14 protein-coding genes and 1 riboswitch are annotated in these 14061 nt (G+C 41.8%); of the genes, 9 read left to right on the top strand and 5 right to left on the bottom strand.

Translation table 11 applies throughout. From position 1 onward, the window contains the following. Positions 1-79 precede the first annotated feature (79 nt). The 6 genes from ES896_RS01480 to ES896_RS01455 all read left to right on the top strand — a co-directional run bounded on the left by ES896_RS01480 (position 80) and on the right by ES896_RS01455 (position 6118). Positions 80-766 (top strand): DsbA family protein, encoded by a 687-nt coding sequence (locus ES896_RS01480; protein ID WP_017359241.1) that lies wholly within the window; start codon positions 80-82, stop codon positions 764-766. Beyond that, positions 763-1176 carry a disulfide oxidoreductase gene (locus tag ES896_RS01475; protein ID WP_007500241.1) on the top strand — a complete coding sequence of 138 codons (414 nt, stop codon included), beginning with the start codon at positions 763-765 and terminating at the stop codon, positions 1174-1176. Before ES896_RS01480 ends, ES896_RS01475 begins: the two co-directional genes overlap by 4 nt. 148 nt (positions 1177-1324) lie before the next feature. After that, positions 1325-1936, top strand: coding sequence for a trimeric intracellular cation channel family protein (locus tag ES896_RS01470; RefSeq protein ID WP_007500242.1), 612 nt, complete (start codon positions 1325-1327; stop codon positions 1934-1936). A 319-nt stretch (positions 1937-2255) separates the two neighbouring features. Continuing rightward, positions 2256-4271: a Na+/H+ antiporter gene (locus ES896_RS01465; RefSeq protein WP_039963778.1), complete on the top strand. Its 2016-nt coding sequence runs from the start codon at positions 2256-2258 to the stop codon at positions 4269-4271. A gap of 63 nt (positions 4272-4334) precedes the next feature. Then, positions 4335-5204 (top strand): ROK family protein, encoded by an 870-nt coding sequence (locus ES896_RS01460; protein ID WP_076821115.1) that lies wholly within the window; start codon positions 4335-4337, stop codon positions 5202-5204. A gap of 68 nt (positions 5205-5272) precedes the next feature. Further along, complete coding sequence (locus tag ES896_RS01455) at positions 5273-6118, top strand: aldo/keto reductase (RefSeq protein ID WP_017359243.1); 846 nt, start codon at positions 5273-5275, stop codon at positions 6116-6118. Between the two features lie 181 nt (positions 6119-6299). Here ES896_RS01455 and modB read toward each other — a convergent pair whose 3' ends face one another. From modB to ES896_RS01435, 4 genes are all read right to left on the bottom strand, one after another. Continuing rightward, positions 6300-6965: a molybdate ABC transporter permease subunit gene (gene modB, locus ES896_RS01450; RefSeq protein WP_060781412.1), complete on the bottom strand. Its 666-nt coding sequence runs from the start codon at positions 6963-6965 to the stop codon at positions 6300-6302. Further along, positions 6965-7741 (bottom strand): molybdate ABC transporter substrate-binding protein, encoded by a 777-nt coding sequence (modA, locus tag ES896_RS01445; protein WP_008347120.1) that lies wholly within the window; start codon positions 7739-7741, stop codon positions 6965-6967. Before modA ends, modB begins: the two co-directional genes overlap by 1 nt. Positions 7742-7856: 115 nt before the next feature. Continuing rightward, positions 7857-9707, bottom strand: coding sequence for an LTA synthase family protein (locus ES896_RS01440; RefSeq protein ID WP_008347119.1), 1851 nt, complete (start codon positions 9705-9707; stop codon positions 7857-7859). Positions 9708-9830: 123 nt separating this feature from the next. After that, positions 9831-10322, bottom strand: a complete 492-nt coding sequence (locus tag ES896_RS01435) for a metal-dependent hydrolase (protein ID WP_007500253.1) — start codon at positions 10320-10322, stop codon at positions 9831-9833. A gap of 171 nt (positions 10323-10493) precedes the next feature. Here ES896_RS01435 and ES896_RS01430 point away from each other — a divergent pair, with 171 nt between their 5' ends. The 3 genes from ES896_RS01430 to ES896_RS01415 all read left to right on the top strand — a co-directional run bounded on the left by ES896_RS01430 (position 10494) and on the right by ES896_RS01415 (position 13051). After that, complete coding sequence (locus ES896_RS01430; RefSeq protein WP_007500254.1) at positions 10494-10922, top strand: MarR family winged helix-turn-helix transcriptional regulator; 429 nt, start codon at positions 10494-10496, stop codon at positions 10920-10922. Positions 10923-11004: 82 nt separating this feature from the next. Next, positions 11005-11148, top strand: coding sequence for a small acid-soluble spore protein SspJ (gene sspJ, locus ES896_RS01425; protein WP_008347117.1), 144 nt, complete (start codon positions 11005-11007; stop codon positions 11146-11148). A 122-nt stretch (positions 11149-11270) separates the two neighbouring features. Continuing rightward, positions 11271-11449, top strand: a riboswitch (Lysine riboswitch). A 192-nt stretch (positions 11450-11641) separates the two neighbouring features. Continuing rightward, complete coding sequence (locus ES896_RS01415; RefSeq protein ID WP_025207968.1) at positions 11642-13051, top strand: amino acid permease; 1410 nt, start codon at positions 11642-11644, stop codon at positions 13049-13051. Between the two features lie 37 nt (positions 13052-13088). On the opposite strand, the gene ES896_RS01410 is transcribed toward ES896_RS01415, so the two are convergent. Continuing rightward, on the bottom strand, positions 13089-14027 hold the full coding sequence (locus ES896_RS01410; RefSeq protein ID WP_135226272.1) for an ABC transporter substrate-binding protein: 939 nt from the start codon (positions 14025-14027) through the stop codon (positions 13089-13091). Between the last annotated feature and the right edge of the window lie 34 nt (positions 14028-14061).

The following is a 14061-nucleotide window of genomic DNA, read 5'->3' as shown; positions in this document are numbered from 1 at the left end:
TTGGATAATGGCATTTTCCTGAGCTGTTATCCTTTTTCTTTGTGAAGGAATGAATGAAAAAGATAAGGTAGGTGCTTTTGTGAGTAAAAAAAATAATCAATCTTCATCCATCAAGTTTGCAGTTATATTAACCATCATTGCAGCTCTTCTCATCGGTATTTTCGTTGTGATCGGTAACAACAACAGCCAAGAAGCACAAACGGTCGACAGTAAGCCGTCTATTAAAGGACAGCCTGTCATGGGAGATCAAAAGGCAAAAGTGCAAGTTGTCGAGTTTGGGGATTACAAATGTCCATCATGTAAATCATTTGAGACTGACATTTTCCCAAAATTGAAAGCAGACTACATAGATAATGGCGATGTATCCTTCTCATTTATTAACTTACCACTGCCTGTTCATGGGGACGGTGCGGTATTAGCAGCACTGGCTTCTGAAGAAGTGTGGAAAGAAGATCCGAAAAACTTCTGGGCATTTCATGAAGCGGTCTACAACGCACAGCCAGATAGTGAAGCAGAATGGGTAACGCCAGCAAAGCTCACCGAATTGGCGAAGAAGACAACGAAAATTGATACGGACAAGCTGAAAGATAACCTATCAAAGAAAACATATCAGCCACAGCTTAACACAGATGATCAGCTGGTGAATCAATACAAAGTAAATGCAACACCAACTATTTTCATTAACAATAAACAAGTCCAAAACTTTTATGACTATGATGAAATCAAAGAATTAATTGATCAAGAGCTGAAAGGGAAAAAATCATGAAGAATAAACTGATTTACTTATACAGCGCTTGGATCGTCTCGATTGTGGCGACGATGAGCAGCCTGTATTTAAGCGAAGTAAAGAAGTTTATTCCATGTGATATGTGCTGGTTTCAGCGCATTTTCATGTATCCGCTTGTGCTTTTACTTGGAATTGCTACATTCCGTGGCGATGTCAAAGTGAAGTACTACGTTCTCCCTTTGGCCGGGATTGGTGCTTGCTTTTCCATCTATCATTATATGGAACAAAAGATTCCAGGCTTTGCATCGATTCGTCCTTGTCTAAGCGGTATTCCTTGTTCCGTTGATTATCTGAACTGGTTTGGTTTTATCACCATTCCACTCTTAGCTCTCATTGCATTTATTCTGATCATCATTAGTATGCTGCTTTTAAATGCAAAAGAAGATTGAGGAGATAGCCTGCTTAAAAGTAGGCTATTTTTTATTTTTGCAAAAAGATAAAATTTAAAGAAAATTTGTATTGCTTTTCATTTGTGTCAGATATACATTAAGGGGAGAGTGTTAGATGATCAGACAAAGGTAAGGAGATAAGCGGAAAATGGCATGGGAAGTGTTAAGTATTATTGGCATTGTGGCATTCGCCATTAGTGGTGCGATTGTCGCAATGGAAGAAGAGTACGATATTCTTGGTGTGTACATTTTAGGGATTGTCACAGCATTTGGCGGTGGAGCGATTCGGAATCTATTAATTGGTCTTCCGGTGTCTGCTTTATGGTCGCAGGGCAAAATGTTTACCATTGCCCTTGTATCCATTACGATCGTGTTCCTGTTTCCAAAGCTTTTGCTCAAGCACTGGAGCACGTGGGGGAATTTCTCGGATGCGATCGGTTTAGCAGCGTTTGCGATTCAAGGTGCATTATTTGCTGTACAAAGAGAGCTCCCGCTCAGTGCGGTCATTGTGGCAGCCATTTTGACTGGAAGCGGCGGCGGCATTGTGCGTGATTTATTAGCAGGACGAAAGCCACTTGTGCTAAAAGCAGAGATTTACGCGGTATGGGCAGCCCTTGGCGGCTTACTCGTGGGACTCGGCTTAGCGCAAGGAGAGCTTGCTTTATATCTGCTGTTTGTCATCCTCGTTATATGCAGGGTTTGTTCCTACTTATTCAAATGGCGGCTTCCCGCTAGGTCTTATTTTTTAAATAAAGGGTAAAACGAAAAGAGGGCGATGTGTCGCTCTTTTTTTATGTGTTATTCGAGCTTGATGTCAGCAGGTCAAGCTGTTTTCGTGTAAAATAAAAGTAGGTTCTTTATTCATCATTGGAACAATACACGAGATGAAAATGTTGTCATTTGACTGAATATGTAGATTCAGTCTTTTTTTGCCTAGATGGATTGTTATGTGTTGGTTTCGCTTTTTGCGGGATACTAAAGAAACGCTCATGACCGAACGGATGGATCTGAAAGAAATGAACACATCTTTGCATGTAAGCAAAACATGACGGAAAAAATGAAATGGGAGGGACATGTACTTGGAGATTTTTTTGGCAGTGCTCGTACTACTAGCACTCATTGCATCATCTAATATTATCAATCGTTTTCTGCCCTTTATTCCAGTTCCATTAATCCAAGTGGGTTTAGGGATATTGGTCGCAGCTTTTCCTTCAGGTTTACATATTTCTTTAAATCCTGAGCTATTCTTCGTTTTATTCATTGCACCGCTGTTATTTAATGATGGGAAGCGTACCCCAAGGGACGAGCTGTGGAAATTAAGAGCGCCCATTCTTCTATTAGCTTTAGGGCTCGTATTTGCGACAGTCATTGTCGCAGGATATACCATCCATTGGATGATTCCAAGCATACCACTTCCAGCTGCATTTGCGCTTGCAGCGATTTTATCACCGACAGATGTCGTTGCTGTAAGTGCCCTTTCCAGCCGTGTGAATATGCCAAAGGGGATCATGAGACTGCTGGAAGGCGAAGGGCTGATGAACGATGCGTCAGGACTTGTTGCCTTTAAATTTGCTATTGCAGCGACGGTTACAGGGGCATTTTCCATTGCAGAGGCATCCTTTAGCTTTGTTCTTATTGCTGCTGGCGGATTATTGACTGGATTTATTCTGTCGTTTTTTATCATTCGTTTTCGCTACTTTCTCCGCCGTTTAGGCATGGACGATGTCACAATGCACATCATCCTGCAAATCCTCACGCCGTTTGTGATTTATTTAGCAGCGGAAGAAATTGGCGTATCCGGCATTTTAGCCGTTGTTGCCGGTGGTGTGACACATGCCATCGAGCAAGACCGAATGGAAGCGAATTTAGCAAAACTGCAAATTGCTTCTTCAAACACGTGGAATATTATTTTATTTATTTTAAATGGCCTTGTTTTCGTTTTACTTGGGTTACAAATTCCTGATGTATCGACCGTCATTTTCCAAGATGAAGCCTTTAATAATATGCAGGTGATCAGTTACATTTTAATCATTACATTCTGTCTAATGATTCTCAGATTCCTATGGGTATGGCTGTTCTGGGCAGGAAACTGGAGTGTATCGAAAAAGAAGAACGCGAAAAAACCGAAGCTGCGTGCTTCTATGCTGATGACATTCTCTGGTGTTCGTGGTGCTGTTACATTAGCGGGTGCTTTCTCCATTCCGTTTACGCTTGCAGACGGGTCACCATTTCCTGAGCGCCATTTAATTATTTTCCTCGCAGCAGGCGTCATTTTATGTACACTCATTTTAGCGAGTGTCTTGCTGCCTATTTTATCGGAGAAAAAAGATAAGCAAGTGGATGTGGACTTAGATACAAAGATTCAGCACGCGAAACGGAAGCTGCTGAGAAGTGCCATTAAAACCCTAAAAGAAGGAATGAATGAAGACAATCGAGAAGTCTCCCTTGCACTCATCAATGATTACCGAATGAAGCTACGAAATATTCAGCGGGAACCGTACCAGTTTGGGATGAGAAAACAAGAGAGAAAAATCAGACTGCACGGCATTAAAGCAGAACAGATGAAACTTCAGCAGTTGATTGAGGAAGAGAAAATCGACAAAGAAGAAGCATATGAGCTGCAGGAGAGATTTCATGAGCTGGAAATGCTCTATTCCAACTCCTTTAAAATTCGTTTCTCAAAAGTGAAGTTTCTGCGCTTACTACAATGGCTTCAATTGTGGCGTCCGCATCAGCGTATTTCGAGCGGCATATTAGAAAACGAGGAATCGTATAAACAAATCCGTAAGAAAACGGCTGAAGCTGCGGTGGATTCTATTAAGCACCATATGACCGAAGACAATCAACAAACGTGTCATCAAGTCATTGGGTTTTACAATCAAGTGATTTTCCGCTGTGAACATGGTCCTTCTTTCTTCCAGCAAAAGGATCGTACGTTTGACCGGAAGAAGAAAGAGCTTAACTTCCAAGCCGTACAGACGATTCGTAATGAAATTCAAACCTTATATGAAAATGGCGAAATCAATCGTGATATTGCCCATCATTTAAGGGAATATATCAATGACATGGAAGCAGTCTTACTGACCAATACATGATGTTGTCATCTTCTCCCCTATGTTTTATGATGAAAAAAAGAGACGAGCAGGGGGAGAGGCAGGATGACATATTACGGAGCGATTGAAGCTGGGGGGACAAAGTTCTGCTGTGCCATTGGCAATGAGCATGGGGATATCATAGAGGAATTAACCATTCCAACAGAGCACCCGGAAAAAACCATCCAATCACTTATTCCATTTTTTCAGCAACATGAAATTGCAGCATTAGGGGTCGGTTCCTTTGGACCAATTTGTGTCCAGAAAGACGATCCTTCTTACGGTTACATCATGAATACGCCGAAAGTGGAATGGAAGCATTACCCGTTGATACCTGAGCTGGAGAAACAATTAGGCGTACCGGTGTCCTTTACGACAGATGTCAATGCCGCAGCATTAGGTGAACTGACAAAAGGGGCCGCCAAAGGGCTAAGCAGCTGTCTGTATATCACGGTCGGTACGGGGATTGGTGCCGGGGCTGTTGTGAAAAATGAGCTTCTCCACGGTCACTCACATCCAGAAATGGGACACATCCTGGTCAGGCAGCATGAATCAGATCAGTTCGCAGGTGTCTGCCCAGCGCATGGTACTTGCTTAGAAGGACTGGCGGCAGGTCCAGCTATTGAGGCAAGGTGGGGAAAGCCGGCTAAAGAGCTTACCGAAGAAGAAGCAGTTTGGTCTCTTGAAGCAGATTATTTAGCACAGGCATTAATGCAATACACGCTGATATTAAGCCCAGAACGCATTATAATGGGTGGAGGCGTCATGAAGCAAAAACAGCTATTTCCGCTCATTCGAGAGAAGCTGGCTGCGTATGTCAATGATTATGTCGACATGCCGCCGCTTGATACATACATTGTCTCTCCTGGACTTGAGGACAAGGCAGGTATGACAGGTGCTTTGCTACTAGCGATTGAAGCGAAGAGAAACGCCTGATAATAGAGTTTTCAAACGCAACATGAGATAATGAAAAAGATGGAATCTATGAAAAGGTGGTTGTTAACATGGTCAAAAGCTTGAATGATACCGTAACACTAAATAACGGAGTAGAAATGCCATGGTTTGGTTTAGGTGTATTCAAAGTGGAGGACGGCAACCAAGTGGTTGATGCCGTCAAAGCAGCCATACGAAACGGTTATCGCAGCATTGATACGGCTGCCGTTTATAAAAACGAGACAGGCGTAGGGAAAGCCATTAAAGAATCTGGCGTCAAAAGAGAAGAATTGTTCATTACGTCAAAAGTATGGAACACAGATCAAGGATATGACAAAGCACTCGCTGCATTCGATGCAAGCTTAAACCGGCTCGGTCTTGATTACTTAGACCTCTATTTGATTCATTGGCCTGGACCAAATGCAGATACATTTAAAGAGACATGGCGTGCGCTTGAGAAGCTTTATAAAGATGGAAAAGTAAGAGCGATTGGTGTCAGCAACTTCTACGTGCAGCATTTAGAAGAGCTGTTAAAAGATGCAGAGGTTGTTCCAGCGGTGAACCAAGTAGAGTTTCATCCAAAACTGACACTTGTCGAATTACGACAATATGCGAAAGAAAAAGGCATTCAAATTGAAGCATGGTCTCCGCTGATGCAAGGAAAGCTTTTGGATCATGACGTATTAAAGGAAATTGCAGCACAATACAACAAATCTGTGGCTCAAGTGATCTTGCGTTGGGATCTGCAAAGCGGCGTTGTCACTATTCCAAAATCAATCAATGAAGAACGAATTAAACAAAATGCCGACATTTTTGACTTCGAGCTTTCACAAGAAGACATGGAAAAAATCAATGCACTTAATAATAACGAACGTGTCGGGTCTAATCCAGAAACGATGACGGTTGGGTTTGAATAAATAAAATTATCCCCTCAGCGTGTAGACAAACCCTCGCATATTTTGTCAGTGAGTACTGGTGCTTCCTAGACTAGCAAAGGTTTTCTATCACGCTGAAAAGAAGACAAAGGGCTAAAATCAAGTTCATTTTAGCCCTTTGTCAACAATCTGAATCCCTTTCTCTTTTTGAGAAGGGGATTTTTTAATTCCTGCTTCGGCGAACAGCCAACAGCATCAGGAAAGACAGGATCACAATACAAATGGTCCAAGCCCACGCAAGTTCCATTCGTCCAGAATCAATCGCCACATAGATGGCTGTTGGGAGGGTTTGCGTTTTCCCAGGAATGTTGCCGGCGAACATTAAAGTCGCTCCAAATTCTCCTAAGGCCCTTGCAAAACTTAGAACCGCACCAGAGAGAAGAGATGGCAGTGCGAGTGGGACGGTAATATAGGCAAAGACCTGGAAAGAATGCGCACCATCAACTTTTGCAGCACCTTCAATGTCTGACTCAATCGTAGAAAAACCAGCTTTCGCTGATTGATACATGAGCGGGAATGCGACAACCGTCGATGCAATGACCGCTGCCCAATAAGTGAAGATGACAGGCTGATGGAAGATCCATTCAATGGCTTGTCCAATCACACTGTGCTTCCCGAACGCAACGAGCAGCAGAAATCCTACGACCGTTGGCGGCAGGACAAGTGGCATCATGAGGAGCGTTTCCACGATCATTTTCCCTTTGAAAGATGTACGGGCCATCCAAAAACCAATGGACGTTCCTAAAACGACAGCCAATAATCCGCTGAAAGCAGCCACTTGTACGGACAGCCAGATAGGTGAAAGAAAATCTTCGGTCAGCATCGGCATTATTTCACTTGAAAGCCGTACTTTTTAAAAATCGCTGCGGCTGGATCTGATTGGAGATATTGAAAAAATGCTTTCGCCTCTTTCATGTGATCGGTCTGTTTGACAATGCCAACAGGATAAATGATGGGGGAATGCATGTCTTGATTTGCCTCATCTACTATCTTTACTTTGCGAGAAACGAGCGCGTCCGTCTTATACACGACACCAGCTTCCACATTTCCTGTTTCGACATAGTTTAATACTTGACGAACATCCTTGCCATAGACAGCATTCTGTTTCACTTGGTCCCATATATTCAGTTTTGTGAAAATCTCTTTTGCATATGTACCAGCAGGAACAGATTCAGGTGTGCCAAGCGCTATCTTTCCTTTTATGTGATCAACATCGCGAAAGGTTTTGATAGAAGAGGAACTTTCTTTTGGCACGATGAGGACAAGCTCATTTTGTATGGCATCCTTTGTATGATCCTGATCGATGTCGCCAGATTGAACAAGATCATCAAAAGGCTCTTCAGCTGCTGAGAAGAAGAGATCCGCTTTTGCTCCTTGAGCGATTTGCTGCTTCAATGCGCCGGATGACCCGAAATTATTCGTGAGTGTCACGTTTGGGTGATCATCTTCATAGGCAGATTCAATCTCTTTCAAAGCATCCTGCAGGCTTGCCGCCGCTGAAATCACAAGTTCTGTCTTTTTGCTTTGATCTGGTGACGTCGACTCCGTTTGACACCCAGTCAGGAGCAAACAGATGGTGACGAAGGTTAAGAATAAATATTTCATGATCACACCTCTTTATCATTCAACATCATGTGTATCCTTTATTATAATCAAACTTATTTGACCATTCATAGGTTTTCAGGAAAAGAGAAAAGAAAAAGCCGCCAGAGGGCAGCTTTTAGTGCTGATAAAAACGTAGTAAGTTCCCGTTGATCACTTTATCTGATAGAGACAGCTCTTTATTGGCTTTTTCTATATAAGGCTGGCATATTTCGTCTTGTTCAACAGGCTGTTTTGTTTTTTGATCATAGCACGTGTTTTTCGTATAAAGATAATCATCCGTAATAAAGTTTCCATTTCTCAGCACAGCGAACGGTGTACGCTCATTGGAGAAAAGGTCATTTCCAAATTGAATGGCATCTTTTGATTCAATGCCGAGTAAATGAAGAAGTGTCGGTTTGACATCCATTTGACCGGCTGTTTCAGAAATGGTTTGAGGGGCCTCGTCTGTCACCCCAGGAATGTAAATCAAAAAAGGGACCCGCTGCAGTTTAACCGCATCAAACGGTGTGATTTCATCCTGCTTCAGCAGCTCTGCCATTGCCTCATGATGTGCTTCTGAAATGCCATAGTGGTCTCCCATGAGGACAAACATTGTATTTTCATATAGTCCTTCTTCTTTCATTCGTTCAAAGAACCTTTTGATGGCTTCATCTTGATAGCGGACGGTGGTCACATAGCGGTTTAAAATGGTGCTAGTCGAATCGTATTCATCAATGAACTGATCCTTTGGATCAATTTCAAATGGGAAGTGATTGGTTAAGGTAATAAACGTGCTGTAATAAGGCGTCTTCAGCTTTTTTAAATAATCGATGGATTGGTCAAAAAAGTCGATATCCTTTAAGCCCCATCCAGTCGAATTCTGTTCATTGACATCAAATGAATCGACATCATAAAAGCGGTCAATCCCAAGAGATTCATACATCACATCACGATTCCAGAACGTTTTATTATTCGCATGAAATTGGACGGATTGATAATTCTCTTTTTTCAATTGCTTGTACAGTGTGTCATATTCGTTGTCACTCGCTGTGAAAAAGACAGCGCCACTGCTAGATGGATAGAGGGAGTTTGCGACGATAAACTCTGAGTCCGACGTTTTGCCTTGCTCTGTCTGCTGATAAAATTCATCGAAATAGAAGCTTTTTTTGGCAAGTTGATTTAAAAATGGTGTGATGTATTGTCCATTCACCTTTTGATTCATGACAAATTGCTGCGTTGATTCAAGTGAAATGAACACGACATTTTTGCCTTTAGCAAGTCCAAAGTAGTCTTCATTTGGTGCACTGTAATCAGCTTTTGTGTAGTTTGCCACTGTTGAAAGTGTATCTTCGTCAGCAAAGGCTTTTTGTCCAATTCGTGCTGTTTGAGCGGCACCGTCATACAAATGGAATTGAAACAGCCCAAGGTTTCGTACAATGACTTCTCGATCATACGAGCTTGTCAAAAAACGAGGGTGGTCCATCAAAGCTGAGCTGACATGGAACAATAGCAAGCTGCAGCAAACCACATAGTATGTTTTGATCGTCTTAAAAGACGCTTTTGGTGATAGCGGTTTCCGTTTTAAGAGCCATGCCAGCACTACAAAATCAATCAGCATGAGTATAAATAGCGGGTGAAACAATTCAGTCATACTGCTGCCCATATCTCCCATGTTCTTTGCTTGAAATAAGACAGGAATGGTAATGAAATCAATATAAAAACCGTAAAAGATCGTATTCGATATCAAAATAGCTGTCAAAATAAAATTTGTGGTCAATAAAAAGACCTTTTGTTTCGTTTCATTTAAGAAAAGAGCAATCCCAAACAAAGGGAGCAAAAAGCTAAGTGGATTGATCAAAAGCAGCCATTCGTGAAACAGATTGGCCGTTCGTATATGAAATCCGAATTGATAAATGATGTATGTTTTCATCCACATAAAGAGGATGGAGTACACTAAAAACCAGTGATTTTTGAAAAACGCTTTCATTTATGTAACTCCTCACCATTCTGTATTCAGCTGCAAGGCAAAAACACTTATCTTAAAACTACTAAAAAAATGAGGAATGATCAATTCATATCCTGCTTTTTTGCAAAACTCTTTTTTCTTTTTCTAAAACGGCAATGGGATGGATATTCCGCAAATGACAGCCATGTAATAGCAGGTGACAATGGTCAGAGCAGCTAGTACGACTTGCTCTCCTGTGCTGCCTGTTTTGACATAAAAGGGGAGACGTACTTTTATGGTCGCAGGGAACAAAAATTTAATACCGTTCACTGTGCCTGCATCAAGGATGAGGTGGCTTGCCATCCCAACTAGTAACCCGGTACTGAGGCTGTCATTTGGAATGTATGTTGTCGCAATAAAATAAATGATCAGCAGAAATAATAAACTATGTGTAAAGGTGCGGTGCCCGAACACACTACTGATCAGTGTGGAAAGCAGCGGGAATTTCCTGCCGATTTTGCTTTTTGTATGACATAGATCTGGGATGAGGGCACCTACTGATCCTGCAGCAGCCATCGTCACTGGTTCGAATCCGTAATAATAGGCGACGGCTGTGGAGGCGGCAATTCCGCCCATAATATGTGTTTTTCCTGTCATGATGCGTACTCCTGTTCTGTTTTTTGTTCAAGTACTCACTATATCAAGGGTGAATCCATTCAGCAAGGCTTATTTCTAAAGAAAAATGGGATAAAATAGTTGGCTGTTTGGAAAAACATTCTATAATAAGAAGGAAGTCATGTTGACACTAACGATAAGGATGCGATTCGGATGAGTAATGCAGACATTTTAAAAGAAATTGTTCTTGTACATTATGAAGTCAGCCGTAAATTAAACCGCAAGTTACTTGAGTTAGAAAAAGACATCACGCCTCCACAGATATATGCTCTTTCTATATTGATACAAGGAAAAGTATCACATGCTGAAGAGCTCAAACAAAGACTCTCTCTCAACCCAGGTGCCGCTTCCATTGCCCTCAATAAATTATGTGAGCAAGGCTACATTCAGAGAGAGAGGGACAAGGACGATCATTCCCTTGTTCGGCTAGAAGCCACGGAAAAAGGGCTGGCTATTTACGAAAAGCATACACGTCTTTTTGGAAAGGTGATTCAGCATATGATGTCAGACTTCACAGAGGAAGACTTAAAGACCTTTCTAACGTATTTGCAAAAAATGAGACAGACCTTTCACGATGAATGAACCGCTCCTCTTTGTATAATGCTGAGCGCTGTAGCACAAATTAAACAGGCAAAGGCATTTTATGAAAAGGGGGGAAATAGCGATGTCATTTTTCCAAAAGGATAAAAAGGCGAAAAGCGAGAAAGACCATCAGCAGGTCGATCAGCTGTTAGAAGAAGCAAGTAAAGAACTAGCAGGCGATCCGCTTCAGGAAGCTGTCCAAAAGAAGAAAAACAACCATCAATAAGCTGACAAAAAGGCGGAGAATCATTTCTCTGCCTTTTTTCTATGTTTTTCCCTTTGACAGATATGAGAATGTTTGATAACCTTCGTGTAGTAAAAATGAATAGAAATCCTCACGCTATGTCTCAGTGAGGTAGAGGTTGCGCGGATGATGAGTCACTCATGGGAGAGATGGAATCGTTGATCATGAGAAAAAAGGCATCAGCGCCGAAGTGTAGAGAGAGCTCCAACTTTCTTTATGCTGGGTCTGCATTGAACAAATGCAGGACTGCCACGTCTTTGAAGCGTGGAGGGCTATCCGGAGATCAAGGTGTATGTTTTGAAAAGCATGGACTTTTGTTCAGGCTTTTTTTTATGTTCTGATTGCCTAAGAAAAGGGTATGCTGGTAAGAAAGTGACCCAACATGAACATAAAGAATGCAAGTCATTGCTTCACAAATATATCAATGAAGATACTGCCGGGTCTGGTCCAAAGTGAATATAACGGAGGTACGAAAATGGAACAGACAAAAAAATGGGGTTTTTGGTTATTGACGGCTTTTGTCGTCGGAAATATGGTAGGTTCAGGCATCTTTATGCTGCCTAGTACACTTGCCCAGCATGCAAGTCCTTTAGGTGTGACGATGGCATGGCTTGTCACAGGTGGCGGCGTACTGATGATTGCCTTTGTGTTTGGACATTTGTCCATTCATAAACCGCAGCTAACAGCTGGACCACAAAGCTATGCAAGAGCGCTTTTTAAAGATCCGAAAAAAGGAAAAGCAGCCGGTTTTACAATGGTTTGGGGATATTGGGTGGCAAGCTGGATTAGTAATGTCGCCATTATCACAAGCCTAGCTGGTTATTTAACAACCTTTTTCCCAATTTTAACCGTGAAAACGGAGGTCTTTACTTTTGGAAAAGAAGCGATCACACTTGGTCAGCTCACAACGTTTATCGTATGTACAATCCTTCTATGGGGGACTCATACGATTTTAATTACAAGCTTAAGCGCAGCAAGTAAGTTAAACTTTATTACGACCTTTTCAAAGGTGCTTGGATTCGTCCTTTTTATTGTCGCAGGCTTATTTGCATTCCAAACCGCATTATTTGAACATTATTACTTCCCTGTTGAAGCAGCAAGTGGTGAAGGAGTGCTCGGACTTGGAGGCCAAATTCATCATGCGGCCATTTCCACACTATGGGCATTTATCGGCATCGAATCTGCTGTCATTTTATCAGGAAGAGCTTCCTCGCAGCGTGATGTCAAACGTGCGACGATTACAGGACTTTTAATTGCACTGTCTATTTATATGATTATTACCTTGATTACAATGGGCGTTCTGCCGCATGATCAATTGCAAGGCTCTGATAAACCATTCGTAGACGTGCTTCAGCTCATTATCGGACCGGCTGGCGGCATTGTCATGGCACTTCTTGCGATCATTTGTTTATTTGGTTCGATGCTCGGCTGGATTTTGCTTGGTTCTGAAGTCCCTTATCAAGCAGCAAAGGCTGGCGATTTCCCAGCAGTGTTTGCAAAAACAAACAAAAAAGGCAGTCCTGTTTTTGCTTTGACTGTCACAAATATCATGTCACAGCTGTTTATTTTCTCAGTCATGTCACGTACGATTAATGAAGCCTTTACTTTCTTAACAACATCAGCGACACTTGCGTATCTCATTCCGTATATCGTGTCGTCGATCTACAGCTTTAAGGTCATCATGCAAGGTGACACATATGAGCTCCAAAAAGGAAATCGGACAAGAGACGGGATCATTGCGCTTGTGGCCATGGGGTATTCCGCTTGGGTCATTATTTCAGGCACAGCTGATTTAAAAACATTTGGTCTTGGTATTGGATTGTTTTTAGTTGGCATTTTACTTTACCCATTCATGTCCAAAAAATTTGCCAAAGGTACAGTATAAGAAATACGTTTCTCCAGCATTGGAGAAACGTATTTTTTTATGAGGCAGATGTTAATTGATCCACAATAAATTCGAGCTGACCTTCTAGTGACACAGGGTCATTAAAGAAGTAACCGACTGTATCTGTTTCAAATACGCGTTTGTTTTGGACAGCAGGAAGTGATGCCCAGATGCTGCTTTTATACACTTGATCGCCATTACTTTTTGAACCGCTCCATGGGCTTGTGAAAATATAATCACCTGCAAATTCTGGAAGCTTTTCAAGAGAAATGTTTGCATAACCGACACCACTGTCGATGGCTTCTTTTTGGACGGCCTTCGGGGCTTTTAATTTCAGCTCGTCATAAATGATTTCACCACCGCGTGCAAAAGTGTTACCGAAAATGTAAATGCCCTTATCGAATGGTGATACGATCGAAACGGTTTTGTTTCCTACAGCTTTTGTTACTTTTGGTTTCACTTCAGCAATTTTGGCATCCCATTTTGTGATCCAATCCGTTGCTTTTTTTGATGTGCCTGTCATTTTACCGAATTCTTTTAGCTGGTCTTTAAACGAATATTGATTGTATTGAATGGCAACTGTAGGTGCAATTTTTTTGTATTGATCAAATTTCTCATCTTCTCCCCAAGCAATGATCATATCCGGCTTCAAAGAGGCTACTTTCTCAACAGAGGGAGATTTTCCAATATTTTTCACTCCATCTGTTTTTCCTTTATAGAAAGGGTTTTTAAAGATGGGCGCAGTGGCAGCAATTGGGGTTTTGCCGAGTGTGACGAGATCCCCGTAATAGCTTTCCGCCAGAAGCACAATACGTTGTGGGTTTTGAGGCAGTTTCACTTCACCCTTTACATCTTGATAGGTGATCGTGTCATTTTTTTTGGCTCCCGATTCTTTATTGGAAGTGCTGCCGCAAGCAGCAGTAAAAATCATAAGGGTCATGAAGGAAATCAAAAGAAGTCCAGTTCGTTTTTTCACTAAAGTTCGCTCCTATTCAATTGTTTATGATAAT

It is taken from the genome of Bacillus sp. 005/A4HT-01/001 (assembly GCF_004634445.1).
Classification (GTDB): Bacteria; Bacillota; Bacilli; order Bacillales; family Bacillaceae; genus Bacillus; species Bacillus altitudinis.
This window is presented reverse-complemented; position numbering and strand designations above follow the sequence as displayed.

Coding starts and splice junctions, on each gene's coding strand:
- ES896_RS01475 (WP_007500241.1), top strand. CDS start 763: ATGAAGAATAAACTGATTTACTTATACAGCGCTTGGATCGTCTCGATT.
- ES896_RS01470 (WP_007500242.1), top strand. CDS start 1,325: ATGGCATGGGAAGTGTTAAGTATTATTGGCATTGTGGCATTCGCCATT.
- ES896_RS01460 (WP_076821115.1), top strand. CDS start 4,335: ATGACATATTACGGAGCGATTGAAGCTGGGGGGACAAAGTTCTGCTGT.
- ES896_RS01455 (WP_017359243.1), top strand. CDS start 5,273: ATGGTCAAAAGCTTGAATGATACCGTAACACTAAATAACGGAGTAGAA.
- modB (WP_060781412.1), bottom strand. CDS start 6,965: ATGCCGATGCTGACCGAAGATTTTCTTTCACCTATCTGGCTGTCCGTA.
- modA (WP_008347120.1), bottom strand. CDS start 7,741: ATGAAATATTTATTCTTAACCTTCGTCACCATCTGTTTGCTCCTGACT.
- ES896_RS01440 (WP_008347119.1), bottom strand. CDS start 9,707: ATGAAAGCGTTTTTCAAAAATCACTGGTTTTTAGTGTACTCCATCCTC.
- ES896_RS01435 (WP_007500253.1), bottom strand. CDS start 10,322: ATGACAGGAAAAACACATATTATGGGCGGAATTGCCGCCTCCACAGCC.
- ES896_RS01430 (WP_007500254.1), top strand. CDS start 10,494: ATGAGTAATGCAGACATTTTAAAAGAAATTGTTCTTGTACATTATGAA.
- sspJ (WP_008347117.1), top strand. CDS start 11,005: ATGTCATTTTTCCAAAAGGATAAAAAGGCGAAAAGCGAGAAAGACCAT.
- ES896_RS01415 (WP_025207968.1), top strand. CDS start 11,642: ATGGAACAGACAAAAAAATGGGGTTTTTGGTTATTGACGGCTTTTGTC.